Source organism: Pseudomonas sp. BN417 (genome assembly GCF_029871205.1).
Lineage (GTDB): Bacteria > Pseudomonadota > Gammaproteobacteria > Pseudomonadales > Pseudomonadaceae > Metapseudomonas.
Window position 1 is genome coordinate 1 of record NZ_SSOJ01000073.1, and the last position, 24,440, is coordinate 24,440.

Consider the following 24,440-nt stretch of genomic DNA (forward strand, 5'->3'; position numbering starts at 1 on the left):
CTGATAGGGTGTCTGCGTCTTGAGCACACCATAGGCAATCTGCAGCAGCTTGCGCATGGCCGCGCCCAGGGCGCTCATCTTGGCTTTCCCGCGTGCCAGCAGACGCTGGTAAAGCGCTTTGACCGTGGGATTGTGCTGTTTGGCCACAATGGCCCCCATGTAGAGCTTGGCCCGCAGCCGAGGCTGCCCCGCTTTGGTCAAGCGTGGTTTGCCTTTTACCGACGTCCCCGAGTCCCAGGGGCGTGGAACCAGGCCCGCATAGGCCGCGCATTGTCGGGCACAGCCAAAGTCGCGGCTGTGCAGAAACGCCAGCAGGTGGCGGGAAAGGACATCCCCGATGCCCTGGATGCTCCGCAGCAGCTCCCGGTTGCGTTTGAGCTGGTCGTGCCGGTCGATGTGGTCGTCGATCTCCTGCTTCAGGCGTTCGGCCTCCTGACGCAGGGCACTGAGCATCGTATCGATGGAGGCCACTACGCTGAGGCTGGCCTGACTGACCTCGGCTTTTTCCCGCCGGTTCAGTTCGCGCTGGAGGTCCTCCTGCAACGCCTCATACCGCACGATCATCGCTTTCAGCTCGCGGATCTCCCGCGCCTCCGGCAACCAGCGTCGGGCCTTTTGGGTCGCGCCAAAACGGGCGAGCACCAGGCTGTCCTGCTTGTCCGTCTTACCGCGAATACCCAGGCTGCGCGCATATTCGCGGACTTGCGCCGGGTTCAGGACGAAGACCTGAACGCCACGGTCGTGCAGGTAATACGCCAAGGATTCGTGGTAGACCCCGGTGGCCTCAAGGAACACCTTCAGTTCCCCGGCGGCAACGCCACTGTGGGTGCAGCACCACTCGATCAAGGCGGCAAAGCCGTCTACTTGATTGGTAAATACCTTGGTCTTGACCTTCAGACTGTCCGGGTCGCGTAACCACAGACAGTCGAGCTTTTGCTTGCTGACATCGATTCCAATAACCGCCATCTCTCGATCCTTGCCTTGTTCATGCAGCCTCACTCCGGTGGAGGGGCTTGGATACCATTCAGGAGTTGGAGAAGAGGGCCGGGAGCACAATCTACGAAACAGAGTCGAGCTCTCAGGATGGGAACGGCTTTCCCGGCCCTGGGCAGTGAGGTAGCTAACCTCATTGCCCTGGAGAGATACAAGGATGGGTGGAGCCTGCGATACCCATCGATCCGACTCAGATGGTGGCGAAGTAGTACACCGTCATCCCCGCACCCACCGCGATCACCAGCCAGCGCAACCAGCGGCTCGGCAGGCGCCGGGCCAGTGCGCCGCCGCAGTAACCGCCGCAACTGGCGGCGGCGAGCAGTACCGCCAGTTCGGCCCAGCTCACCCGGCCGGCCGCCACGAAGGTCACCACCGCCACGCTGTAGATGGTGCTGGAGAGCAGGTTCTTCAGGGCGTTGGCGCGTAGCAGCGGATGGCCTTCGATGGAGAAGGCAGCCAGTTGCAGGATGCCCATGCCGGCACCGAAGTAGCCGCCATAGATGGCCACCAGGCTATGCGCCAGGTGGCTGCCGGGGCCGTGGGGCGGAAGCGTGCCGGCCTCGTGCTGGCGGTTGATCAGCTTGCTCAGCCAGGGGCTGGCGGCGAACAACAGCGTAGCGGCCAGCAGCAGCCAGGGGATCAGCCGGCGGAAGGTCTCGTCACCGCCGGCGAGCAGCAACAGGCCGCCGCCCAGGCCGCCCAGCAGGGACACCAGCACCAGTGGGATCACATAGCGCCCCAGCGGGCGCAGCTGGTCGCGCGCGGCCCAACTGGCGGCGAGGCTGGCCGGCCACAGGGCGACGGCATTGGTGGCGTTGGCGGTCACCGGCGGCAGGCCGCTGGCGAGCAGGGCAGGGAAGGAGAAGAAGGTGCCGCCGCCGGCGAGGGCGTTCATGCCGCCGGCGGCGAAGCCGGCGAGCAGGAGAAGGAGGACGTCGTGGAGGCTCATGGTCGGGCGCGCAAAAGCCCGAAGGTTAACGCTGGGGGCAGGCGGTGGCAAAGGCTCGCCGAACGGTAGGCCGCCTGGCTGCACGCCGACCAGTGAGCCAAATCGCTGATGGGCGGGAGCACGCCTTTTCGCCAGTGACAGTATGCTTTCATCAACTCGTATGGGGCGGGGGTAGTAAACCGCACGGAAGCCCACTCCACATGTCTTCCCGGGCAGTAACAGCGGAAGGCGGAAAGGGTCGATCCAGCAAGGTTTCAACGTTAGCGTCAGGCCGGAAATGAGTTCAGCAGTACTCGTTTCCGGCTTCTTTCATTTCCCGTCCGGACTGTCGGTGAGCAGGGCGAAGCCTTCGCGGTTGTCGCTGACGATGCGGAAATGTTCGCTCTGGCCAGGCTCCACATGGGCAGCCTTCTCGCGCCGCAAGCGGCCTTTGGAGCAGAGGGTGTCGTCCGTTTCGTCGATGCCGATTCCGATGATGCGATCGCCCGACGGCACCTGGAAGCTGGCCTCCTCGCCTATGCCGATGCGTGCGGCCAGTTGGCGATCCACATGCACGGCGATGTAGCAGCCGCTGCCGAGCCCGCCCATGTCGCGGTTCACCACTATCTGGCCACCTCCTTCCACCGGTTCCTGGAACGCCAGCAGGCGGTCGGCGGGCACCTGGGTGACTTGCCCCGGATCCGAGCGGTAGGACGAGCAGCCGGCGAGCAGGAGCAGAGAAAGAGCGGCACAGATCAGACGCATGGAGGCCCTCCTTGGGCGGGATGAGCGAAAGGTGCTGCTGGAACTCTAGTGGATGGGGTGGGGATTGCCATGGGGATGGGCGGGGAATGGCCGAACCGGCTTCCCACTATCCTCGCCTGAACACCAGTGCTTTCAATCCGGCGTCCGGATCGATATCGGCAAACTCCGGCGGGTTCTCCAGGCGCTGCTCGAACTTCAGCTCTGGCGCTTCCTCCGCCATCCCCTGAATCAGGAAGTCCGGCCCAATGCCCGGATCGTTCACGCAGGCCAGCACCACGCCCCGTCCGGTGAGCAGTTCGGGCAGGCGGCGGAGGATCTTCTGGTAGTCGCGGGTCAGGGCGAAGCTGCCCTTCTGGAAGGAGGGCGGGTCGATGATCACCAGGTCAAAGGGGCCGAGCTTCTTCACCTTGCCCCAGGACTTGAACAGCTCGTGGCCGAGAAAACTCACCCGGCCAAGGTCATGGCCGTTGAGCCGGTGGTTGTCGCGGCCGCGGCTGAGGGCCGAGCTGGCCATGTCCAGGTTCACCACATGCTCTGCGCCGCCTTGGATGGCGGCCACCGAGAAGCCGCAGGTGTAGGCGAAGAGGTTGAGCACCCGCTTGCCCTGCGCATTCGCGCGGACCCAGTCGCGGCCGTAGCGCATATCGAGGAACAGGCCGTTGTTCTGCTTCTTGCCCAGGTCCAGCTTGAAGCGCAGTCCGCCCTCGCTGATCAGCCACTCGTCCACCGGCTCGCCCCACACCAGCTCGACGGTGCTGTCCAGCAGATAGCGGTGCTGCAGCAGCAGGGTCTGTGCCTTGCTGCTGCGCCAGGCCGGCGAGTCTGCCAGGGCCGCGAGCATGGCCTTCAGCGCGGCCAACTCGGCTTCACCCGGTTCGCGGAACAAGGACACCAGCAACACGCCCTGCAACCAGTCGGCGGTGACCTGCTCCAGCCCCGGCCAGCGCTGCCCACGGCCGTGAAACAGGCGGCGGGTCTCGTTCGGCAGGTCGTGCAGGGCGGCAGTCAGTTGCTGTTCGAGGGTGGCGATGGCGTCGAGGTTCATGGCGGCGGTCATGTCTGCGGGGCGCGCATTCTACCGCCGTTCGCCGCCGCGAAAAGCCCGGACCCGATGCCTGGGCCTTTCGCATTTTCGCCTTACCAGAAGAGCGCGATGAGGATGATGATCGGGATAGGTACACCGATGAGCCAGAGCAGGACGGAGCGCATCTTGATCACCCTTGGAATGGCCGGGATGTGCAATGAACCCGGCCGCGTGTCGAGATGCGATTCATGACGCGGCCGGGGCAAGGAATCAGGCCTGGCTCAGATCATCCCCGAGACCTGGCTCATGCTTCACTCGGGGAAATGAGGGGTGTTAACTCCGGTCTTTCTGCATAGCGCTGTGCCAGGACGGCGCAGACCATGAGCTGGATCTGATGGAACAGCATCAGCGGAAGAATGAGCAGGCCGATGCTGCTGCCGGCGAACAGCACCTGCGCCATGGGGACTCCGGTGGCCAGGCTCTTCTTCGAGCCGCAGAAGAGGATGGTGATGCGGTCTTCCAGGTTGAAGCCCAGCCATTTGCCCAGCAGATGGGCGGCCAGCAGCGCCAGGGCCAGCAGCAGGCAGCAGCCGGCCACGACGCCCAGCAGCTTCAGGGTTGGGACCTGCTGCCAGAGTCCGCCGATCACGGCGGCGCTGAACGCGGTGTAGACCACCAGCAGGATGCTTCCCTGGTCGACGTTCTTCAGCCAACCCTTGTTACGGTTCACCCAGTCACCGATCCAGCGGCGGGCGATCTGGCCGGCGATGAAGGGCAGCAACAGTTGGATGCTGATCTTGCGGATGGCCTCGACCGTCGAACCGCCGTCGCCGTGAACGCCCATCAGTAGGGCGACCAGCACCGGTGTGATGAAGATGCCCAGCAGGCTGGAGGCGGCGGCACTGCAGATCGCCGCCGGGATATTGCCCCGGGCCAGTGAGGTGAAGGCGATGGCCGATTGCACGGTGGCGGGCAGGGCGCAGACGTAGAGGAAGCCGGTATAGAGATCAGGCCCTACCATCGGCATCAGCACCGGTTTCAGGGCGAGCCCGAGCAGCGGGAACAGGCCGAAGGTGCAGATGAATACCAGCAGGTGCAGGCGCCAATGGCCGGCGCCGGCGATCACGGCGTCGCGAGACAGTTTGGCGCCATGCAGGAAGAAGAGCAGGCCGATGGCAATGTTGGTGATCCAGCTGAAGGCGACGGCCACCTGGCCCTGCGCGGGCAGCAGGGTGGCGGTAGCGACGACGGTGATCAGCGTCAGCGTGAAGTTGTCTGGCAGCAAGCGTGAGCGGGCCATGGCGTGAATCCAGTTGTTGTCATTGAGGCACGGGCTACTCTAGCCTTGGCCAAACATGCCGACTAACGCGATAGGGGCAAGAAATGCCTGCAAACGGACAGGGCCGGTGGCGCGAGCGTCAGGTACCGCAACTGCAACAACTGCCCCGCCCGCTGTTTGCCCGCAATGAATCGCTGGTGAACGCTGTGGGAACGCCGCGCCACACCCATGCCTGGGTGCAGCTTTCCTACGCCATTCGCGGCGTGCTGCATGTCCACACCGCAGAAGGCAGTTTCGTGGCGCCCCCGCAGCGCGCGGTCTGGATACCGGCGGGGACGGAACACGAGGTATTCAGCTCCCCCCATACCGAGATGCGCAGTCTTTACCTGGATGACGTTGCCACGGGCAGCGGGCTGAGCGGTTGCCGGGTCATCGAGATCGACACCCTCACGCGGGAACTGATCCGGCGCTTCTGCGAGCTGCCGGTGGAATATGACGAGAAGGGTCCGGACGGTCGCCTGGCCCAGGTGCTGCTCGATCAGTTGCTGGTGGCCCGCGAGGTCAGCCTGTCCTTGCCCCTTCCCAGTGATCCGCGACTGCTCCGGTTGTGCCGAGGCCTGCAGGAAGCCCCCGATGATTCCCGTACCCTCCTGCAGTGGAGCGAGGACCTCGGCGCCTCGGAGAAAACCCTGAGGCGACTGTTCCTGCGCGAAACCGGCCTGACCTTCCGCGCCTGGCGCCAACGTCTGCGCCTGCTCGGATCGCTGGACGCCCTGGAGCGGGGTCAACGCGTGACGGACGTCGCCCTCGGTTGTGGCTACGACTCCACTTCTGCCTTCATCGCCGCGTTCCGACAGCACTTCGGCGTGACGCCGGGGGACTTCTTTCAGCCGTAGCCTGAGGCGCCCACGGCGGCGAGCGCTGTCGCTGACATCGCTCCGCTTGAGGCCCCAGGCGTTCAATTCCCATATGGGGCAAGAATGAGCCATGTGCTGAATAGCCCTGTCTTCAAGACATTCAGGCAATAAAAAAGCCGGCTTGTGGCCTGCCTTGTTTTCGATAGAGGCCGCGCAGAATGAGGGTGTTGGCTGCTTGGTGTTCGTTGTTCCCCCATCTGTTCCCCCATTTTTTCTCCGCGTGATGCGTTCAGCGGTATCTTGCAGATGATCGGCGGCAGGGGCAGATAACTGTCCAATCTTGCTGCCTGACCCACGTTTGCTGAGAGTTTGCCGATCAGATACCGGCCCGGATCACGCCGCCGCAGCGCAGCGGGGCCTGCGTACCTCAGTGACCTACAGCAAGATGCCCAGTGGCATGCAACTCGGCAGGATCGCCGTACTACTGACCATCGGCCAGGTCCGTCCGCCACGAATTGAAACCTTGCCGCTCGAACACGTGGCGAAGGCTCATGATCTGCTCGAAAGTGGCAATGCCAAGGTAATGCTGGTGCTGCAGATCGCGGGCTGACCCGATTAATCATTGGCGCCAATGACCCGCTTTTGCGTTCACCGTACCGACGCCTAGTTCTATCGGACGATGTTGCTGTCGGGAGGGAGGAAGAACAATCCGGAGTTCCTGAGCAGGAACCGCTGCACTGACAATTAGAACAACAAAGGGTTAGCCATGCAGAACAACAACGTTCAGGCCATTGCGCCATCCCCCTTCAGCCCGCTGACCATCGGCCCGCTGACACTGCGCAACCGTTTCATCAAGTCCGCCACCAACGAGGGCATGTCCCCCAGCGGCATTCCGAGCAAACAGCTGGCCAAGTTCCATGGCGACATCGCTGCCGGTGGCGTGGGCATGACCACACTGGCCTACTGTGCCGTCAGCCCGGATGGCTGCACGCTGCCGAACCAGATCGTCCTCGACCGGGATAGCCTTGCGCACCTGCGCGTGCTCACCGACGCCGTGCACCGCCATGGCGCCGCGGCTTCGGCACAGATCACCCACGGCGGCTGCTTCACCTTCCTGCCGCCGCGGCAGACCGCGCGCCCGCTGTCCGCCAGCGGCGGCTTCAACAAGGTCGGCATCCTCAGCGGCATGTTCCGCAAGCAGGCGATGACCGAGGTCGACATGCTGCGGGTCGCCGACGAGTTCGTGCGCGGCGCGCGGCTGGTTCGCGAGGCCGGCTTCGATGCGGTTGAACTGCACATGGGCCACGGCTATCTGCTCAGCCAGTTCATCTCGCCGTTGTACAACAAGCGCCGCGACCAGTATGGCGGCAGCCTGGACAATCGCCTGCGCTTCCCCAGCCTGGTGCTGCGCAAGGTGCTCGATGCAGTGGGCAAGGACCTGGCGGTGGTGTGCAAGTTCAGCATCACCGAGGGCGTGCGGGCCGGCAATACCGCCGAGGACGGCGCCGCCATCGCCCGTATCCTCGAGCGTGAGGGCGCACACCTGCTGGTGTTGAGCGCGGGGATGAACGTCGAGTCGACGACCACCATGTTCGGCTCCACCTTTCCCAAGGAAAACCGTGTCACCGCCCGCAACCCGATCATCGCCGCCGGCATGTTCATCCAGAGCCTCACCGAACCCAAGGTAGAGTTCCGCGAGCTGTACCTGCTCGAGCATGCCCGCAAGATCCGGGCGGCAGTGAAGATGCCGCTGGCCTACCTGGGCGGGGCCAAGAGCCTGGCCGGGATCGAGCGGCTGATGGCCGAGGGCTTCGATGCCGTGACCATGGGGCGCGTGCTGATCGCCGAGCACGACTATGTCAACAAGCTGCAGTCGGGTATCAGTCGCGACTCGATCTGTACCGCCTGCAATCGCTGCGTGGCGATGATGTACACCCCGGGCGGCACCTCCTGCGTGCTGGGGCAACCCGGTGATCCGCAGCTCAACAGCAAGGGCGCCGCGTCCTGATTCCGGGCGCGCACTTTCCCATAGCCAGGAGTAAACCAATGCCTACTACTTTGATAACCGGTTCCGCGTCGGGAATCGGCGCTGCTACCCGTCAGTTGCTCCAGTCCGCCGGACATGAGGTCGTGGGTGTGGATTTGCGCAATGCCGACATCAACGGCGATCTATCCAGTCCCGAGGGGCGCCAGCAAGTATTGGAGGCGCTGCATGAGCGCCTGGGCGGTCGTCTCGACAGCATGGTGCTGTGCGCCGGTCTGGGACCGCAGGTGAAACCGGAGAGCCTGATCAGCTCGGTCAACTATTTTGGCGCCGTGGAACTGCTCGACGGCCTGCTGCCGCTGCTGCGTGGCGGCCAGTCGCCGGCAGTGGTGGTGATCTCCTCCACCGCCTCGGTGGCTATCGACTGGGAGACCAATCCGCTGGCAGCGGCCTTCGAGGACGGCGATGAGGTGAAGGTCAGCGAGGGAGTGATGGCCGCTGGCGACCAGGCCGGCTACCTGGCCTATTCGGCCTCGAAGAATGCCTTGACCGTGGCGGTGCGCCGCCGCGTGCGGGCGTGGGGTCAGGCCGGCGTGCGCCTCAACAGCATCGCCCCGGGGGCCACCCAAACGCCTCTGCTGCAGGCCGGCATGCAGGATGAGCGCTTCAGCCAGGCGATCCACGACTATGTCTCACCGCTGGGGCGCAATGCAGAGCCGAGCGAAATAGCTGCGGCGGCAGCCTTCCTGCTCAGCCCGCAAGCCAGCTTCATTCATGGAGCCCAGCTGTTCGTCGATGGCGGCATCGACGCCCAGACCCGGCCAACGCGGTTCTGAGCCCTGGCGGATGGGGCTTCGGTGCGCAGTGGCGGTCAAGTATCTGGCCAGGGAACTCGGACAATACGGTATCCGCGCCAACAGCATCTATATGGGCTGGGTGTGAGGGGCAACGGTGCAAGGCTAGCCCCATCTCCCGGCGCTTGCCGTTGAGCTGAAAGCGCAGCACCCATGACTTGCGCCCGGTGGCCTTCACCACAAGGCGCAGACCGTCGCCATCTTCGTAGGTGACAGGCTCGGACAGGTTCTCGACTTTTTGGGGGTTCAGCTTGCCCATGCTCTGCTCCGTCTCGCTGCTTGTTCCCCCACTTGTTCCCCCACTTTTTCGCGGCAAGGGGCATGACGGGGCGAACACCTGCGGACAATTACTAGGCTGAAAGCCGCGTGGAATCTAGGCCTTGCGGAAGGTTGCGAAAATCTGCGGACAATAAAAAAGCCGGCTTGTGGCCGGCTTTCATTGGGTGGCCAGGGCTCATTTTTGGTAAGCGCCGGCCGCCTTGAGAAGTCTGCGAGCATCAGGACCATGGCCCTGGCTGCGGGCGCGAACTCTAACAAATTCATACCCATACCGCCACTTCTAAACGTACTTGGCTTGGCCCCGGGCCTTGCCTCAGTGGCGGGCCATTTCGGCAAGGGAACCCAGCAGCACACCGTCCGCCCGTGCCAGATCCTCCAGTACGGAGAAATGCGTGCAGTCCGGCACGTGGACCAGCGAAGCGGTTTGACCGGAGACCTTGCACGCCAGTGCATATTCATCCGCGTGGCGGACGAGTTCCGGCAATTCGGCGGCGCCCACGGCAACCAGGGTTGGCGCGCCCGCGCCGATGTGGTGCAGCGGGCTGTAGGCCTGGATCTCCTGCGCGGTGAGGCGCAGCTTCTCGTCGAGCCAGGACAGGCTGATTGGCTCCAGGTCCACCAGCGGGCTGATCGGCAGGGCGGTACTCACTACCGGGTGGGCGCGATGCTGGGCTGTCAGATGGCCGCCGGCCGAGTGCCCACTGAGCACCAAAGGACGGCCTGCGCTGCCCAGGTGATCGCGGTCTGCAGCGAGGTGGTCGAGCAGGTTGCCGATTTCGCCGACGATCTGGCTCATGGAGGCTTCCGGCGCCAGGGTGTATTCCGCCAGGACGACGTTGAAGCCGCTGGCGAGTGGTCCGCTGGCGATGAAGGCGAAATCCTCCTTGGTGCAGTTCTGCCAGTAGCCTCCATGGATGAATACGAAGGTGGGGGCATCGGTCTTGCCGCAGGGAATCCAGTCATAGCGCTCCCTGGGGCGTTCGCCGTAACGCAGGTCGCGCCGGCAGGGCGTGCTGGCGTAGAGCAGCGCGCTGCGGGACTGGAAGTCGGCCAGGATGGCGGGGAAGTCCGCGACCGCTGCGGTGTTGTCGTAGGCCGCATCGAGCGTTGCGCGGTCCATGCCGCGATAGAGTGTGGTCATTTTCAGGTCCTGATGAGGGTGTTCAGTGGGCGGATCGATGGCCGTCCATGAGCAGGATCGGCTTCAGGGTCACGCCTGCCTCGCTGTCCGCAGCGGCCTGGTTGATCGCGTCGAAGGGGTAGAACTTCACCAGCCGGTCGAAGGCGAAACGGCCCTGCATGTGCAACTCAACCAGTTCCGGGATGAATTTGCGCGGCACGCTGTCGCCCTCGCAGATGCCGCGAATGCTCTTGCCGGCGATCATCAGGTCGTTGAGGTCGAATGCGGCCTGGGTGCCTTGCGGCGATGCGCCCACGACGCCCAGTACGCCCAGCGAGGCCAGGGCTGATACGCCCTGGGCCAGGATGGTCGGGCGCCCGGTCGACTCGAGCGCGAAATCCGCGCCGCCGCCGGTGATTTCACGGATGGCCTCGACCCAGTCGGGCTCCCGGCTGTCGAGCGCATGTGTGGCGCCGATTTCCAGGGCCAGTTCCAGGCGGCCGGGAACCCGGTCGACGGCGATTATGGTCGCGGCACCGGCCAGCCTGGCCGCCAGCACGGCCGACAGCCCGACCGCACCGGCGCCCAGGGCGAGGAAGCGGCTGCCGGGGGACACCTTGAGTGAGTTGATGACCGCCCCGGCGCCGGTCTGTATGCCGCAACCGAGTGGCCCCAGCAGTTCGAGGGGCGCGTCCTTCGACACCTTGATGGCGTTGTTTTCACGGCTCAGGGCGAGTGTCGCGAAGGAGGACTGGGCGAAGAAATGGTCGTGCAGGGGCTCGCCGTTGGCGTCGATGATGGCGCAGTTGCCGTACGGGTCGGCCCCGCCGAAGTTATGGGCGTAGAAGTCGCTGCAGTAGGAGGTATGTCCGGCGCTGCAGGGCAGGCAATGTCCGCAGTGGCCGTAAGTCAGCACCACGTGGTCGCCGACGGCGAGCGAGCTTACTTGCGGACCTATGGCTTCGACTATGCCGGCCCCTTCGTGCCCCAGCACCGCCGGCAGGGGCACGGGGTAGTACTGGTCGCGGATGATCAGGTCGGTATGGCAGAGGCCGCTGGCGACGATGCGCACCAGTACTTCGTCGCCCTGCGGAGCTCGCAGGCGGGCGGCCTCGAGCCGGAACGGCTCGCCCTTGGCGCGGGTGACGGCGGCGAGGATGTCGTGGAATTCAGGTTTGTTCATGGATCGTCTCCTGGCCGGCGCCGCTGGCGGCGGCGCCGGGGAATCGAAGGTCAACCCAGGTACCAGGGTTCGATCACGCGGTTGCGGACGGTGATCGACTTCACCCGCGAGTAGAGATTCAGGGTTTCACGGCCGTGTTCGATGCCGATGCCGCTTTCCTTGACCCCACCGAAGGGCACGCCGCTGCTGAGGTTGAAGTACTGGTTGATCCAGACCGATCCGGCTTCCAGTGCATCGGCGGTACGCATCGCGTTTTCCAGGTCGGCGGTATAAAGACCGGCGGCGAGCCCATAGGGGACGCCGTTGGCTTCTTTCAGCATCTGCTGGTAATCGCTCCAGCGGATGATGCTGAGTACCGGCCCGAAGATTTCCTCCTGGGCTACGCGCATGCCGTGGCGGACCTCCAGCAGGGTCGGCTGGATGAAGTAGCCGGCCTCGCAGCCCGCGACGGGCTCTCGTTCGCCCCCGAAGAGGACCTTGGCCCCTTCCTCCTTGCCAATGCCGATGTACTCCAGCACCCGTTTCCCTTGCTTGGCGGATACCAGGCAGCTCAGGTGCACCGATTCGTCCAGCGGATTGCCGACCTTCAGGCGGGAAGCGGCGCTGGCGAGCTTGTCCACGAAGGGCGCGTAGAGGTCGTCGTGAACGAACAGGCGGGTGCCGGCCAGGCAGGACTGGCCATTGCAGTACATGGCGGCGAACAGGGCGTTATCCACCACCGCGTCGAGGTCATCGGCGTCCGGGAACACGATGTTGGGGCTCTTGCCGCCCAGCTCCAGGGACACCGGCACCAGCCGCTCGGCACCGGCGTGGGCGATGATGCGGCCGACTTCGGGGCTGCCGGTGAAGGCCAGCTTGGCCACCTGCGGGTGGGCGGTCAGGGCGGCGCCCACTTCCTCGCCGAAGCCCGGCACCACGTTGATGACCCCAGGCGGGAAGATGCCGCCGGCGATCTCGGCGAACTCCAGGGTGGACAGCGAGGCGTTCTCGTCGGGCTTGAGGACCAGGGTATTGCCCGCCGCCAGTGCCGGCGCCACCTTGAGAGCGACCATCAGCGCCGGCACGTTCCACGGGATGATCTGCCCGACCACGCCTATGGGTTCGCGTTTGACCATCAGGTAGCCGTCCGGGATCGGTCGCCCGTAGCCCTCGTGAGTCAGGATCGCGCCGGCGAAATAGCGGTACTGGGCGATGGCTTTCTGGTGGTCCAGGCGGGTCTCGGCGATGCGCCGGCCAATGTCCAGGGCGTCGATCAGCGCCAGGCGCGGGAGCTCCTTCTCCAGGGCGTCGGCGAGTCGGTTCAGCAAGGCGGCGCGTTCTTCGTAGCTCGTGGCCTTCCAGCCAGGCAGGGCCCGTTGCGCGGCCTGGACCGCCGTGGCGACGTCGGCGGCATCGCAGCGGGCGATGTCGGCGAGATGCGCACCCGTGGCGGGGTTGGTGGCGGCGAACACCGCTCCGTGGGACGGAACGAATCCACCGTTGATGTAGGCCGTATAGTTTTTCTTGAGTGAAGGTTTCATGGTTCTACGCAAGGCTCCATCGGTAGGCGACAGGGCCCCATGGTCGGCCGGGCGTCAGCGGGCCGGCTATCTATCGGGCGCCATCCGCATCGGAAACGCGCCCTTTTTCGACAGGCCCGATCCTCGCGCCATGGAGGAAGCAGAACGTGAACACCTCGTTTTCCCATCTCGGCCCGCCATCCACGTCGTCAGGCTCGTCGCTGCTCCATGGCGACATCCCGCGCAGCGCGCTGGTGTTCGAATCCACGGACCTGGAGCGCGCCCGTGAAGAAGTCGGCCGGGTGTTTTGTCCCTACCGCTTCCACGCGACCCGCCAGCGTCGTTGGCCCGCCAGCATGTCCCGGCTGCAGGGCGAGAGCGTCGCGCTGTCCTGGTTCACCTACGGGGCGGACATCTCGATCGAGCCGGAGGTTTTCGGGGACTTCGTCCTGGTGCTCACCACGCTGGCGGGGCGTGCGGATATTCGCAGCGGAAGCCTCGAGCTCATGGGGAAGGCCGGCTCGACCGTGGTCATCGCCCAGGATGCGCAATCGAGCTACCGCTACAGCCTGGACAACGTGCAGATGGGCGTACGCATCGATGCGCGACGGGTCGATGAGTTCTGGCGGCGTCTGTCCGGGCGGTCGCTGCCGGGAGGACTGTCCTCCTGGGTGCTGGATGCGCCGGGGCAGCGCGATCGCTGGCTGGCCTCCGTGGAGATGCTCCGGCAACTGCTGCACCCCGATACGCCGCAGACTTTGAGGGCGATGCTGCTACCGCGTGCGGAAGAACTGCTGATCATGAACCTGGTCGCGGACCGGTTGGCCGGGCTGCCTGGAACGGCCAGCCCTATCGCCCCGGCCTGCCTGAGGCGCGCCAAGGCCTTCATCGATGAACAGGCCGGGCAGCCGCTGACGCTTGCGGCGATCGCCGCCGCGGCCCATTGCAGTATCCGGACCCTGCAGAGGGCCTTTCACCAATGGCGCGCTATCGGGGTGATGCGCTACGTGAAGGAGGTCCGCCTGCAGCGGGTGAGGGAGGCGCTTCTCGAACCGGAGGAGACGGCATCGATCACCGAGCTCGCCTCGCGTTGGGGCTTCGCCCATCTCGGGCAGTTCGCCGTGGACTATCGGAAGGCATTTGGCGAGCGGCCGTCGGATACCCGGCGGCGGGTAGGAGGGGGAGTCGTGCCCTGAAACGACAACGCCCGTATCGATCGATACGGGCGTTGTCTGCAGGACGGAATCGCGGGTCTTACTTCTGGTAAGCCGCAACCGCCTTGGTGATTTCAGCGCGGGCTTCGTCAGCGTTGCCCCAGCCTTCTACTTTTACCCACTTGCCTTTTTCGAGGTCCTTGTAGTTCTCGAAGAAGTGCTTGATCTGCTCCAGGAGCAGGGCCGGCAGGTCGGTGTATTCCTTCACGTCCTTGTAGAGGACGGACAGCTTGTCGTGGGGCACGGCCACCAGCTTGGCGTCGCCGCCGGCTTCGTCGGTCATGTGCAGGACGCCGACCGGACGGGCGCGGATCACGGCACCCGGAGCGACCGGGTAGGGGGTGACGACCAGCACGTCCAGGGGATCGCCGTCGTCAGCCAGGGTGTTGGGGATGTAACCGTAGTTGGCCGGGTAGAACATCGGGGTGGCCATGAAGCGGTCGACGAACAGGCAGTCGCTGTCCTTGTCGATTTCGTACTTGATCGGCGCATGGTTGGCCGGAATCTCGATCGCGACGTAGATGTCGTTCGGCAGGTCTTTGCCAGCCGGGATCTTGCTGTAGCTCATGGTCGACTCCCAAGGGTTGGGCCAAAAAAGTGGGCGCGATTATAGGCACATTCCTGCACCGATGCCACGCCGTTCTGTTCATCCATTAGTCGCGTCCCGATAGGCCGGATGGATTTCCTGCAGGCGCTTCAGCCGGCTCAGCGGATCCTGGCGATAGAAGGCCTGGAGCTGGCGGTAGACGGCGGGGAAGGCCTGGTCCAGCAGGTCCGGGGCGGTGAAGAAGTATTCGCTGGTGACGGCGAAGAACTCCGCCGGGTCTTCGGCGGCGTAGGGGTCGATGGGCGTTTCGGCGTCGGGGTCGCGGTCGAGCTGGGCATTCAGCTCATCGAAGGCGGTCTGCATGGCCAGGGCCCAGTCGGACTGGCGCATGTCGCGGTGCAAGGGCGGCAGGCCGTTGGGGCTGCCGCTGAGCATGTCGAGCTTGTGCGCCAGCTCGTGGATCACCAGGTTGTAGCCGTCCCAGCCGCCGCTGGACTGCACGCCGGGCCAGGCGAGGATGACCGGGCCGAACTGCCAGGACTCGCCGCTGCGCTCGTCGTCGAATTCGTGCTCCACGCCGCTGGCGTCGCGGTGGCGCTGAGGGCTGACGAAGTCGTCCGGGTAGAGGATCAGCTCGTGGAAGCCCTGGTACCAGTTGAGGTCCGGCAGGTGCAGCAGGGGCAGCTGCGCCTGGGCGGCGAGCAGCAGGCGGTCCTCGCCGGAGAGCTGGACGCCGCGCAGGGCGGTGAGGTGCTTGTCGTTCAGGAAGAGCACGCTGCGCTCACGCAGGCGCTGGTCCTCGGCCTCGTCCAGGCCGTCGAGTATCGGCAGGCGCCGGCGCACGGCCGCCCACTGCTGCGGGTCGACCGGGTTGCGGGCGAGGATGCGCCGGCGGCGCCAGTTGCGGTAGGACCACATGGGCCGACGGTCAGCTCGATTGTTCGGCGCCCTTGCCGGCTTGCCGAAAGTGGCGGCGCGCCACACTGATCAGCATCGGCAGCATGGAGATGCCGATGATCGCGATCACCATCAATGACAGGTTCTGCTTGATGAACGGCACGTTGCCGAAGAAGTAGCCCAGGGTCACCAGGCCGCCCACCCAGAGGATGGTGCCCAGCACGCTGAAGGCGAGGAAGCGCGGGTAGGGCATCCGCCCCACGCCCGCGACGAAGGGGGCGAAGGTCCGCACGATGGGCAGGAAGCGGGCCAATGTCACGGTCTTGCCGCCGTGGCGGTCGTAGAACTCGTGGGTGCGCTGCAGGTAGTCGCGGCGGAAGATCTTCGACTGGGGATTGCTGAACAGGCGTTCGCCCGCCGTTCGCCCGATCACGTAGTTGAGGCTGTCGCCGCTGATAGCCGCGACCATCAGCAGGCCGCCGAGCAGCCAGGGGTCCATGGCGCCGCCGGCGGAGACCGCACCGGCGATGAACAGCAGGGAGTCGCCGGGGAGGAAGGGCGTCACCACCAGGCCGGTCTCGCAGAAGATGACCAGGAAAAGGATGGCGTAGATCCAGGTTCCGTAGTTGGAGACCAGCAGGTTGAGGTATTGGTCCAGGTGGAGAATGAGGTCGATCGGGTTGAAATCCATGAGACGCCTTGTGAAGTGCGGAGGCGGGCGGAGGCCGTGATGGACGCATTATAGGGGCAAGTCCCGGGGCCACGGCGAGCAGTTGCGCAAATGGTGAACGGCATGAAGGCTGCAACTGTTTCCATTGATTTCCCGGATCTGGATGCTCGCCCATGCCCTTGCAGCTACTGGAACACCCCGCCCTGAGCCTGGCCCAGGGGCACGGCCTGGACCTGCCCAGCCAGGCGGCTCGGGCTCGTGCGACCTGGGTGGCGGGACGCCAGGGCCGCCCGCCGTTGCTGCTGGTGGCCCTGCTCTGGGGGCGCTCCTGCACCAACGTGGTGCAAATGCTGGGGCATTATCTGGACGCGCTTTTTGCCGACTATGCCTGCACCCCCGAGGGTTGGAGCGAGGCCCAGGCGGCGCGGCAGGTGCTGGCGGCGCTCAACCTGCAGCTGTTCCGCCGTCGCCAGGCCGGTGAGAGCGTTCCCGAGCTGAGCGCCGGCCTGCTGCTGGTGCAGGACGGCGAGGCGCAGTTCTTCCAGGCCGGTGCGGTCGGCCTGGTGCGCTTCCAGGGCGAGGCGTCGCACGCCCTGGTGGGGCGCGACAATCCCCTGGGCGGTCAGGCTGAGCTGGCGCTGATCCAGCACAGCCTGCCGCTGACACCCAACCAGCCCCTGCTGCTGGCGCCCCAGCCATTGCTGGAAGTGGCCGACCTGCCGGGCCTGCGTGAAGCCTGCGCCAACCTGCAGCCTGGCCAGTTGGGAGGCCTTCTGGAGCCTCTACTGAGCGCGCCCGGCGCCGCCGCCCTGGTGCTGCCGGGGGAGCCCCATTGCCTGCCACCTTCCGCTCCCGCTGGCCATTGGCCGAGGCTGGAAGGCGCCGCGCCGGGTACCCAGGTCGATGGCTGGACCCTGCTCGAAGCCTGCGACTACGGACCTCCCGGCCGACTGTTCCGGGCCCGGGAGGATGGCCGCGAGGCCTTGCTCTGGTTGGCCGAGGGCGATGCCGACGAAGCCTTCTGGCAGCGCGAGTGGGTGCTGCGGCGCAGCCCGGTGACGACATTGCCCCAGGTGCTTTCGCCGCGCCAATGCCGCCGGCATGCCTTTCTGTTGTTCGCCCTGCCGCCTGCCGGGGTAGAGAGCCTGGCGAGGCGGATGGAAGGCGGCAGGCGGCTATCCGCCGAAGACACCATGGGCTTGCTGGTGCAACTGATCGAGGCCATTCGGTCACTGCAACGGCGCGGGACGCAGGGGCTCTGGCTGAGTCCTCGGCAGATATTGCTGGACGAGCGCGGCCGCCTGCTGCTGTTGCCGGAGTTCGCCGCGATCCTGCCAGGCGTGGCGCGTCAGGCCGCGCCTTCCCAGGCGGTGCCGCTGGCGCCGGAACTGCGCCATGGCCGCGCGCTGGACGGTGGCGCCGACCAGTTCGCCCTGGCCGCGCTGGCCTACTGGCTGCTCAGCGGCCAGTGGCCGGAAGTGGCGCGCCCGGAGGGCGGCCAGGCCAGTCGCTACGTACCCCTGGCGGGTATCGTCCCAGGGATGCCGGAAGGTTGGGACGGGGTGTTGGCCAAGGCCCTGGCGCCGCAGCCACGGGCGCGCTTCGAGGCCCTGTCGGAATTCCAGCTGGCACTGGAGCGGCCCCTGCAACAGGCGCGCAGGCAAAAACCGGCGACCAGGCGCGGCAGGTCGTTGCAAGTCGCCCTGCTGGTGTTGCTGGGCTTGCCGCTGCTGTTGGGGCTCTGGCTGGGCCTGGTCTAGGAAAGAGCCCGGCCCCTGGGGGCCGGGCTGGAGGACAGGCTTCAGTCGCTGTTGATCGGCAGGATGTAGTTCTTGAACTCGGTGTCTTCGTGGAAGCCGATGGACTCGTACACCTTGTGCGCCACTTCGTTGCTCACGCTGGTGGAGACGCGCATGCGCACGGCATTGGTTTCCCGGGCCATCTTCTTCGCCGTCTGCAGCAGGCGGTCGGCCACCAGCTGGCGGCGGGCGTCTTCGGCGACGTAGATGTCGTTGAGGATCCAGACGCGCTTCAAGGCCAGCGAAGAGAAGCTCGGGTAGAGCTGGCAGAAGCCCAGCAGACGATCGTCCTCATCCGCGAGGGCGAGGTAGATCACCGATTCCTGGCGGCTCAGACGCTTCTCCAGGAACTTTCTCGAGGACTCCGGAAACGGCAGTTCACCATAGAACTCACGGTACTTCACGAACAGCGGCGTAAGCAGGTCCAGGTGCTCCAGGGTGGCTTGGACGATGCGCATGATGGGCCTCGGTATCTGTGGATGGGGCTTGATTGACAATGCAGATGCTGTGCCAGCCAACGGCGTCGATCCTGCACCACAATTTATTGAAAGCGCAATCCAAGCAAGCGTTTGAATGGTTGACGCCAAAGAACCGCAGGCGCTGAGCAAAACGCCGGTCGGACCGGTCCAAGCTTCATCAACGCCCGCCACGGAGGGATGCACCGTGATTCGCTGCCCGCTTGAACAGGCCGTCGACCAGGTGCTGGAGCGCATCGACGGGCCCATTCGCCTTGGCATCCCGCTCGGGCTCGGCAAGCCGAACCGTTTCGTCAACGCGCTCTACCGGCGCATCAAGGCGTTGCCCGAGCGGCAGCTGACGATCTACACCGGCCTGTCCCTGGCCAAACCCCAGCCCGGCAGCGAACTTGAACAGCGCTTCAGCGGCCCCTTCCTGCGGCGGGTCTATGGCGACTACCTGGAGCTGGACTACCTGAGCGACCTGCGCTGCGGCGAACTGCCGGCGAACGTGCAGGTGGAGGAGTTCTACCTGCAGCCGGCCAGCCAGCTGGACAACCCGCTGGCCCAGCAGCACTACGTCAGCCTCAACTACAGCCAGGTGGCCCGCGACCTGCAGCGCAAGGGCATCAACCTGGTGGCCCAGCTGGTAGCCAGCCGCGCGGAAACCCCGGGGCTGTTCAGCCTGAGCTGCAATCCGGACATCACCCTCGACCTGCTGCCGGGCCTGCGCCAGCGGCGGGCCGCCGGGGAGAGCATCCTGCTGGTGGCCCAGGTACATGCCGACCTGCCCTACATGCTGGGGCCGGCCGAGGTGGAGGCCGACACCTTCGACCTGATGCTGGAGAAGGTGGAGCGCAGCCGCCTGTTCTCCACCCCGAACATGCCGGTCAGCCTGCAGGACCACGCCATAGGCCTGCTCGCCAGCACCCTGGTGCGCGACGGTGGCACCTTGCAGGTGGGCATAGGCGCCATGGCCGATGGCCTGACCGCCGCGCTGCTCGCCCGCCAGGCCGACAACCCCGGCTACCGGGCACTGCTGGAGGCCATGGGGGTGCCGCAGCGCTGGGGTGGGCTGATCGACCGGGAAGGCGGCCTGGCACCCTTCGCCAGCGGGCTCTATGCCAACAGCGAGATGTTCATGCTCGGCCTGCTGGTGTTGCTGGAGGCGGGCATCGTGCGGCGCCCGGTGCATGACGACATCGAGCTGCAGCGCCTGGCCGATGCCGGGGTGCTGGATGGCGACGGCGCCATCGCCAGCCTGGACGCCCTGGCCGAGCAGCTGCCGCGGGGCCTGGATACCGAAGGCCTGGCCTGGCTGCAGCGCCGGGGCCTGCTGGACGAGTGCATTCGTTTCGAGGAAGGGCGGCTGCGCCTGCCGGATTGCCACAGCATCGCCTGCGATATCCGTCACCCGGCACTGCAGCCGTACTTGGGGAGGGCCGAGGCGGGTGTGTTGGTGCACAGCGGTTTTTTCCTCGGGCCGCAAGTCTTCTACGAGCGCTTGCGCACCCTGCGCGAGGAGCAGCGTCGGCGCATTTCGATGACCGCCATCAGCTTCGTCAACCGCCTCCACGGCGACGAAGAACTCAAGCGTCTGCAACGGCGCGACGCCCGTTTCGTCAACAGCTGCTTTACGGTCACCCTGCTGGGTGCCGGCGTCGCCGACCAGTTGGAGGACGGCCGCGTGCTCAGCGGCGTCGGCGGCCAGTACGACTTCGTCGCCCAGGCCCACGAGCTGGAAGGCGCACGTTCGATCCTGATGCTGCGCAGCTGGCGCGAGTCGGGCGGCGAGGCCAGTTCCAACATCGTCTGGGACTACGGCCACACCACCATTCCCCGGCACCTGCGCGACATTGTGGTGACCGAGTACGGCATCGCCGACCTGCGCGGCAAGAACGACGCCGAGGTGATCGAGGCCATGCTGCGCATCGCCGATTCGCGCTTCCAGGATGGGCTGATCGCCGAGGCGCAGTTGGCCGGCAAGTTGCCCGAGGACTTCGTGCTGGACCCGGTCTGGCGGCAGAACACGCCGTGGCGGCTGGTGGCATTGCGCGGCGAGTATCCGCAGCTGTTCGTCGAGTACCCGCTGGGCTGCGACTTCACCCCGGTGGAGCAGGATCTGTTGCGGGCCCTGCGCTGGCTGAAAAGCAAGCTGAAGCTCGGCGAGATCCTCGACCTGGGCATGGCGGCGCTGTTCGACCTGCCGGACCCGGCGGCCTACGCCGAGCACCTGGAGCGGATGGGGCTGCTCGCACCGACGGGCCTGCGCGAGCAGCTTTACCAGAAATTGGTATTGGCCGGCCTCAAGGCCACCGCGGCGAGCGGGTGACCCGGAGGCGGGAAGGCATCAGAGGATGCTGAGGGGGTACTCGATGAAGGCGCGGACTTCGTTGAGGTCCGGGCCCACCTGGTTGTCGGCGCGGTAGATGGAGTTACGCAGCTTGAAGGACAGGTCCTTGGCCGGGCCGTCCTGCACCACGTACTTGAACTGGTTGAAGATCTCCCGCTCGGTGCCATCGGTCTTGCCACCGGCGACTATGTCGGTGCCGCGCACGTAGGCGAACTTGTAGCTCAGGCCCGGCACGCCGTAGGTGCTGAAGTCCAGCTCGTAGCTGGCCTGCCAGGAGCGCTCGTCTTCCAGGTTGAAGTCCGAGTAGTAGGAGTTGGCCACGTAGATGGTGCTGCCGCCATCGCCGAAGTCGTAGGCGTAGCCGGCATCGCCGGTATTGCGCTGGTGGGCAATGATGAACGCGTGGGCGCCGATGCTGTACTTGGCCGCCAGGCTCCACAGGGTGTTCTTGTCGTCCTGGCCGTCGCCGCCGAAGGCCAGGGCCGCGACCGAGCCGTCGTCGTACTTGGTGCGGTAGATGTTGAAGTCGAAGTTCAGCGCCTGCTCGTCGTTGAACGGAATGTTGTAGTTCAGGTTGGCGTAGTACTTCTTGTACATGTCCTCCACGTCCGAGTGGTAGAGGGACAGGCTGAAGTCGTCGGTGACGGTGTAGCTGCCGCCCACCACGTCAATGCTTTTCAGATGGTTGGGATCGCGTGCCGGGTCGCCCATCGGGCTGTCGCCGGTGAAGTGGCCGGCGTTCAGTTCCAGGCCCTCGATTTCCTTGCTGGTCACCAGGGTGCCGGTGAAGGCCTGGGGCAGCAGGCGGCTGTCGTCATGGGCCAGCACGGGCAGGGAAGGGAATTGGTTGCCGTACTTGAGCACGGTGTTGGAAACGCGCAGCTTGAGCACGCCGCCGGCTTCGGAGAGGTCATCCACCGGGTGGCCGTCGCTGTCGGTGTCGAAGAAGGCGGTGTAGTTGCGGCCGCGGCCGCTGTCCAGCTTCACGCCCAGCAGGCCGTAGGCGTCGAAGCCGAAGCCGACGGTGCCCTGGGTGAAGCCCGACTCGAAGGTGCCGATGAAGCCCTGGCCCCAGACCTTGGCGTCGCTGGTGTGGTCCTTGAAGTCGCGGTTGAAGTAGGCGTTGCGCAGCAGCAGGGTGGCGCTGGCGTCTTCGATGAAGCCCTTGGATTCGGACTGCTCGCTGGCCATGACGGGCAGGCTGACGGCGGCGGAAACCGCCAGCGCCAGTGCGCTAAGAGGGTTGAGTTGCATCACGGGTGCTCCTGATGGTGTTCGAGGCATTCGCCTTCCTGGGCGGAATTGTCTTTATCCAGCCGACATTCCGTTGTCGCGCACGCCGTAATGACAGTCGGTCTAGAGCGGTCGCGCGCATGGCGCGAGCGATTTTCCCCCGATCCGGCTGCACTGTTCCAGCCCAGAACTCCGAAGTCCTTGCTCGATCCTCCGAAAATGCGCCACTGGCGCCTCAATGATGGTCGCTAGCCAGCAGGAAATTGCCCGCCAGGGCGCGGTCGGGTTCACCGGACAGCGAGGGCACCTCGGCCTCGTCCTTCAGATTGACCCCGGACAGTTGGCGCCGGCAGGCCTCGCGCATCAGGTAGAGCAGGCGATGGGCTGCCATGCCGTAGCTCAGGCCTTCGAGGCGCACGTTGGAGATGCAGTTGCGGTAGGCGTCGGTCAGGCCCACGCGTGGCGCATAGGTGAAGTAGAGGCCGAGGCTGTCGGGCGAGCTGAGGCCCGGGCGCTCGCCGATCAGGATCACCACCATCTTCGCGCCCAGCAGTTCCGCCACTTCATCCGCCACCGCGACGCGGCCCTGCTGCACCAGTACCACGGGCGAGAGCGACCAGCCCTCGGCCAGGGCCTGCTCTTCCATGCGCTCAAGGAAGGGCAGGCTGTGGCGTTGCACCGCGAGGGCGGAGAGGCCGTCGGCCACCACCACCGCCAGGTCGTAACCAGCAGGGTTGGCCTGGGCGTGCTGGAGCAGTTTTTCCCTGGATGCGGCATCCAGGCGTCGGCCCAGGTCCGGGCGCTGCAGGTAGGTGTCGCGGTCCGCGGCGGCGCTGTGCAGCAGCAGGGTGTCGCGGCCGCGTTCGGTCAGATTCGCGGTCAGGCCGGCATGGTCGAAAGGCAGGTGCACTGCATCCCGCGCCTGGGCGTGGGCGTACTGGAAGTTCAGTTGCGCGGCGGTGGGCAGGCTGGTACCGGCGCGGCCCAGGGCAATGCGTGCGGGCGTCAGGCGGCGCAGCTCTTCCCAGGGATTGGCGGTGTGGCCGGTGAACTGGCGTGGGGTCTTCATCCGTCTCTCCTCGGAATTCAGGCGAGTCGCGCGATGGCCTGGCGAAAGGCCGGCGGCAGTTGGTCGCCGAGCAGCACCCGGCCGTCGCTCTGCACCAGGATACCCATGCGCTCCAACCAGGCCTCGAATTCGGGGGCGGGCTTCAGGCCCAGGCTCTGGCGGGCGTAGAGGGCATCGTGGAAGGAGGTGGTCTGGTAGTTGAGCATCACGTCGTCGGAACCGGGAATGCCCATGATGAAGTTGATGCCGGCCACCCCGAGCAGGGTCAGCAGCATGTCCATGTCGTCCTGGTCGGCCTCGGCGTGGTTGGTGTAGCAGATGTCGCAGCCCATGGGCACGCCCAGCAGCTTGGCGCAGAAGTGGTCCTCCAGCCCGGCGCGGATGATCTGCTTGCCGTTGTAGAGGTACTCGGGGCCGATGAAACCCACCACCGTGTTGACCAGGAAAGGGTTGAAGTGCCGGGCCACGGCATAGGCGCGGGTCTCGCAGGTTTGCTGGTCGACGCCGTGGTGGGCGTTGGCCGACAGCGCGCTGCCCTGGCCGGTCTCGAAGTACATCAGGTTGTTGCCCAGAGTGCCGCGCTTTTGCGACAGGCCGGCCTCGTAACCTTCCTGGAGAATCTTGAGGCTGATGCCGAAGCTGGCGTTGGCGGCCTCGGTGCCGGCGATGGACTGGAACACCAGGTCCAGCGGCACGCCACGCTCGATGGCGGCGATGGAGGTGGTGACGTGGGTCAGCACGCAGGCCTGGGTGGGGATTTCGTAGCGCTGGATGATGGCGTCAAGCATCTCCAGCATGGCGCAGATGGAGGAGATGCTGTCGGTGGCCGGGTTGATCCCGAGCATGGCGTCGCCATTGCCGTAGAGCAGGCCGTCGAGGATGCTCGCGGCGATGCCTGCGGGGTCGTCCGTGGGGTGGTTGGGCTGCAGCCGGGTGGAGAGCCGGCCGCGCAGCCCCATGGTGTTGCGGAAGCGGGTGACCACGCGGATCTTCTGCGCCACCAGCACCAGGTCCTGCACGCGCATGATCTTCGACACGGCGGCGGCCATTTCCGGCGTCAGGCCGGGGGCGAGGGCGCGCAGGGCGGCTTCGTCGGCGTGCTCGCTGAGCAGCCAGTCGCGCAGGCCGCCCACCGTCAGGTGGCTGACCGGGGCGAAGGCGGCGCGGTCGTGGCTGTCGATGATCAGGCGGGTGACTTCGTCCTCCTCGTAGGGGATCAGCGCCTCGTCGAGGAAGTGCTTGAGGGGGATGTCCGCCAGGGCCATCTGCGCGGCGACGCGCTCGCCATCGCTGGCCGCGGCGACGCCGGCCAGGTAGTCGCCGGACCGCGCCGGACTGGCCTTGGCCATGACTTCCTTGAGGCTGTCGAAGCGCCAGGTCTCGCCTCCGACCATATGGGAAAAACTACTCACTCGAAGCTCTCCTTGGTAGGGCGCCC

General features: G+C 65.8%; 22 protein-coding genes and 1 pseudogene. 7 read left to right on the plus strand and 16 right to left on the minus strand.

Annotated elements, in window-relative coordinates; genetic code table 11:
- The 5 genes from E8F11_RS08105 to E8F11_RS08125 form a co-directional block, all read right to left on the minus strand.
- The coding region (locus E8F11_RS08105) for an IS110 family transposase (protein WP_280287030.1) at positions 1–966 on the minus strand (966 nt) is incomplete at its 3' end.
- A gap of 217 nt (positions 967–1,183) precedes the next feature.
- Positions 1,184–1,942 carry a sulfite exporter TauE/SafE family protein gene (locus E8F11_RS08110; RefSeq protein ID WP_280288328.1) on the minus strand — a complete coding sequence of 253 codons (759 nt, stop codon included), beginning with the start codon at positions 1,940–1,942 and terminating at the stop codon, positions 1,184–1,186.
- A gap of 309 nt (positions 1,943–2,251) precedes the next feature.
- On the minus strand, positions 2,252–2,686 hold the full coding sequence (locus E8F11_RS08115; protein WP_280288329.1) for a 3-isopropylmalate dehydratase: 435 nt from the start codon (positions 2,684–2,686) through the stop codon (positions 2,252–2,254).
- A gap of 106 nt (positions 2,687–2,792) precedes the next feature.
- Positions 2,793–3,731 (minus strand): class I SAM-dependent methyltransferase, encoded by a 939-nt coding sequence (locus E8F11_RS08120; protein ID WP_280288330.1) that lies wholly within the window; start codon positions 3,729–3,731, stop codon positions 2,793–2,795.
- 283 nt (positions 3,732–4,014) lie between these two features.
- On the minus strand, positions 4,015–5,010 hold the full coding sequence (locus E8F11_RS08125) for a bile acid:sodium symporter family protein (protein ID WP_280288331.1): 996 nt from the start codon (positions 5,008–5,010) through the stop codon (positions 4,015–4,017).
- Between the two features lie 83 nt (positions 5,011–5,093).
- Here E8F11_RS08125 and E8F11_RS08130 point away from each other — a divergent pair, with 83 nt between their 5' ends.
- The 4 genes from E8F11_RS08130 to E8F11_RS08145 all read left to right on the plus strand — a co-directional run bounded on the left by E8F11_RS08130 (position 5,094) and on the right by E8F11_RS08145 (position 8,666).
- Positions 5,094–5,885: a helix-turn-helix transcriptional regulator gene (locus tag E8F11_RS08130; protein WP_280288332.1), complete on the plus strand. Its 792-nt coding sequence runs from the start codon at positions 5,094–5,096 to the stop codon at positions 5,883–5,885.
- 319 nt (positions 5,886–6,204) lie between these two features.
- Entirely contained in the window at positions 6,205–6,456 is a 252-nt protein-coding gene (locus tag E8F11_RS08135; RefSeq protein WP_280288358.1) for a zinc-binding dehydrogenase, read from the plus strand.
- 156 nt (positions 6,457–6,612) lie between these two features.
- Complete coding sequence (locus E8F11_RS08140; RefSeq protein ID WP_280288333.1) at positions 6,613–7,854, plus strand: NADH:flavin oxidoreductase; 1,242 nt, start codon at positions 6,613–6,615, stop codon at positions 7,852–7,854.
- A gap of 38 nt (positions 7,855–7,892) precedes the next feature.
- Complete coding sequence (locus tag E8F11_RS08145; RefSeq protein WP_280288334.1) at positions 7,893–8,666, plus strand: SDR family oxidoreductase; 774 nt, start codon at positions 7,893–7,895, stop codon at positions 8,664–8,666.
- A gap of 124 nt (positions 8,667–8,790) precedes the next feature.
- Here the strand turns inward: E8F11_RS08145 and E8F11_RS08150 are convergent.
- From E8F11_RS08150 to E8F11_RS08165, 4 genes and pseudogenes are all read right to left on the minus strand, one after another.
- A pseudogene (locus E8F11_RS08150) lies at positions 8,791–8,943 on the minus strand (Arm DNA-binding domain-containing protein); the annotation flags it as partial.
- 333 nt (positions 8,944–9,276) lie between these two features.
- Positions 9,277–10,104: an alpha/beta hydrolase gene (locus E8F11_RS08155; RefSeq protein ID WP_280288335.1), complete on the minus strand. Its 828-nt coding sequence runs from the start codon at positions 10,102–10,104 to the stop codon at positions 9,277–9,279.
- A gap of 22 nt (positions 10,105–10,126) precedes the next feature.
- A complete protein-coding gene (locus E8F11_RS08160; protein WP_280288336.1) occupies positions 10,127–11,266 on the minus strand; it encodes an NAD(P)-dependent alcohol dehydrogenase in 1,140 nt (379 codons plus the stop codon).
- Positions 11,267–11,316: 50 nt separating this feature from the next.
- On the minus strand, positions 11,317–12,786 hold the full coding sequence (locus tag E8F11_RS08165) for an aldehyde dehydrogenase family protein (RefSeq protein ID WP_280288337.1): 1,470 nt from the start codon (positions 12,784–12,786) through the stop codon (positions 11,317–11,319).
- A 146-nt stretch (positions 12,787–12,932) separates the two neighbouring features.
- Here E8F11_RS08165 and E8F11_RS08170 point away from each other — a divergent pair, with 146 nt between their 5' ends.
- A complete protein-coding gene (locus E8F11_RS08170) occupies positions 12,933–13,961 on the plus strand; it encodes a helix-turn-helix domain-containing protein (protein ID WP_280288338.1) in 1,029 nt (342 codons plus the stop codon).
- A gap of 58 nt (positions 13,962–14,019) precedes the next feature.
- On the opposite strand, the gene ppa is transcribed toward E8F11_RS08170, so the two are convergent.
- From ppa to E8F11_RS08185, 3 genes are all read right to left on the minus strand, one after another.
- Positions 14,020–14,547, minus strand: a complete 528-nt coding sequence (gene ppa, locus E8F11_RS08175; protein WP_280288339.1) for an inorganic diphosphatase — start codon at positions 14,545–14,547, stop codon at positions 14,020–14,022.
- A 78-nt stretch (positions 14,548–14,625) separates the two neighbouring features.
- Positions 14,626–15,444, minus strand: a complete 819-nt coding sequence (locus E8F11_RS08180; protein ID WP_280288340.1) for a zinc-dependent peptidase — start codon at positions 15,442–15,444, stop codon at positions 14,626–14,628.
- A 10-nt stretch (positions 15,445–15,454) separates the two neighbouring features.
- Positions 15,455–16,114: a DedA family protein gene (locus tag E8F11_RS08185; RefSeq protein WP_280288341.1), complete on the minus strand. Its 660-nt coding sequence runs from the start codon at positions 16,112–16,114 to the stop codon at positions 15,455–15,457.
- A 152-nt stretch (positions 16,115–16,266) separates the two neighbouring features.
- On the opposite strand from E8F11_RS08185, the gene E8F11_RS08190 reads away from it, so the two are divergent.
- Entirely contained in the window at positions 16,267–17,853 is a 1,587-nt protein-coding gene (locus E8F11_RS08190; RefSeq protein WP_280288342.1) for a protein kinase, read from the plus strand.
- A 41-nt stretch (positions 17,854–17,894) separates the two neighbouring features.
- Here the strand turns inward: E8F11_RS08190 and E8F11_RS08195 are convergent, their stop codons facing one another.
- Positions 17,895–18,350, minus strand: coding sequence for a GNAT family N-acetyltransferase (locus tag E8F11_RS08195; RefSeq protein WP_280288343.1), 456 nt, complete (start codon positions 18,348–18,350; stop codon positions 17,895–17,897).
- Positions 18,351–18,555: 205 nt separating this feature from the next.
- On the opposite strand from E8F11_RS08195, the gene E8F11_RS08200 reads away from it, so the two are divergent.
- Positions 18,556–20,679, plus strand: coding sequence for an acetyl-CoA hydrolase/transferase C-terminal domain-containing protein (locus E8F11_RS08200; protein ID WP_280288344.1), 2,124 nt, complete (start codon positions 18,556–18,558; stop codon positions 20,677–20,679).
- A gap of 18 nt (positions 20,680–20,697) precedes the next feature.
- On the opposite strand, the gene E8F11_RS08205 is transcribed toward E8F11_RS08200, so the two are convergent.
- From E8F11_RS08205 to E8F11_RS08215, 3 genes are all read right to left on the minus strand, one after another.
- A complete protein-coding gene (locus E8F11_RS08205; protein WP_280288345.1) occupies positions 20,698–21,954 on the minus strand; it encodes an OprD family porin in 1,257 nt (418 codons plus the stop codon).
- A gap of 214 nt (positions 21,955–22,168) precedes the next feature.
- Positions 22,169–23,002, minus strand: coding sequence for an ethanolamine ammonia-lyase subunit EutC (gene eutC, locus E8F11_RS08210; protein ID WP_280288346.1), 834 nt, complete (start codon positions 23,000–23,002; stop codon positions 22,169–22,171).
- A 17-nt stretch (positions 23,003–23,019) separates the two neighbouring features.
- Positions 23,020–24,414 carry an ethanolamine ammonia-lyase subunit EutB gene (locus E8F11_RS08215; RefSeq protein WP_280288347.1) on the minus strand — a complete coding sequence of 465 codons (1,395 nt, stop codon included), beginning with the start codon at positions 24,412–24,414 and terminating at the stop codon, positions 23,020–23,022.
- Positions 24,415–24,440: the final 26 nt, after the last annotated feature.

What these genes read in the sequence shown, in the direction of transcription:
- E8F11_RS08110 (WP_280288328.1), bottom strand. Translation starts at nt 1,942, where the DNA reads ATGAGCCTCCACGACGTCCTCCTTCTCCTGCTCGCCGGCTTCGCCGCC.
- E8F11_RS08115 (WP_280288329.1), bottom strand. Translation starts at nt 2,686, where the DNA reads ATGCGTCTGATCTGTGCCGCTCTTTCTCTGCTCCTGCTCGCCGGCTGC.
- E8F11_RS08120 (WP_280288330.1), bottom strand. Translation starts at nt 3,731, where the DNA reads ATGAACCTCGACGCCATCGCCACCCTCGAACAGCAACTGACTGCCGCC.
- E8F11_RS08125 (WP_280288331.1), bottom strand. Translation starts at nt 5,010, where the DNA reads ATGGCCCGCTCACGCTTGCTGCCAGACAACTTCACGCTGACGCTGATC.
- E8F11_RS08130 (WP_280288332.1), top strand. Translation starts at nt 5,094, where the DNA reads ATGCCTGCAAACGGACAGGGCCGGTGGCGCGAGCGTCAGGTACCGCAA.
- E8F11_RS08140 (WP_280288333.1), top strand. Translation starts at nt 6,613, where the DNA reads ATGCAGAACAACAACGTTCAGGCCATTGCGCCATCCCCCTTCAGCCCG.
- E8F11_RS08145 (WP_280288334.1), top strand. Translation starts at nt 7,893, where the DNA reads ATGCCTACTACTTTGATAACCGGTTCCGCGTCGGGAATCGGCGCTGCT.
- E8F11_RS08155 (WP_280288335.1), bottom strand. Translation starts at nt 10,104, where the DNA reads ATGACCACACTCTATCGCGGCATGGACCGCGCAACGCTCGATGCGGCC.
- E8F11_RS08160 (WP_280288336.1), bottom strand. Translation starts at nt 11,266, where the DNA reads ATGAACAAACCTGAATTCCACGACATCCTCGCCGCCGTCACCCGCGCC.
- E8F11_RS08165 (WP_280288337.1), bottom strand. Translation starts at nt 12,786, where the DNA reads ATGAAACCTTCACTCAAGAAAAACTATACGGCCTACATCAACGGTGGA.
- ppa (WP_280288339.1), bottom strand. Translation starts at nt 14,547, where the DNA reads ATGAGCTACAGCAAGATCCCGGCTGGCAAAGACCTGCCGAACGACATC.
- E8F11_RS08180 (WP_280288340.1), bottom strand. Translation starts at nt 15,444, where the DNA reads ATGTGGTCCTACCGCAACTGGCGCCGCCGGCGCATCCTCGCCCGCAAC.
- E8F11_RS08185 (WP_280288341.1), bottom strand. Translation starts at nt 16,114, where the DNA reads ATGGATTTCAACCCGATCGACCTCATTCTCCACCTGGACCAATACCTC.
- E8F11_RS08190 (WP_280288342.1), top strand. Translation starts at nt 16,267, where the DNA reads ATGCCCTTGCAGCTACTGGAACACCCCGCCCTGAGCCTGGCCCAGGGG.
- E8F11_RS08195 (WP_280288343.1), bottom strand. Translation starts at nt 18,350, where the DNA reads ATGCGCATCGTCCAAGCCACCCTGGAGCACCTGGACCTGCTTACGCCG.
- E8F11_RS08205 (WP_280288345.1), bottom strand. Translation starts at nt 21,954, where the DNA reads ATGCAACTCAACCCTCTTAGCGCACTGGCGCTGGCGGTTTCCGCCGCC.
- eutC (WP_280288346.1), bottom strand. Translation starts at nt 23,002, where the DNA reads ATGAAGACCCCACGCCAGTTCACCGGCCACACCGCCAATCCCTGGGAA.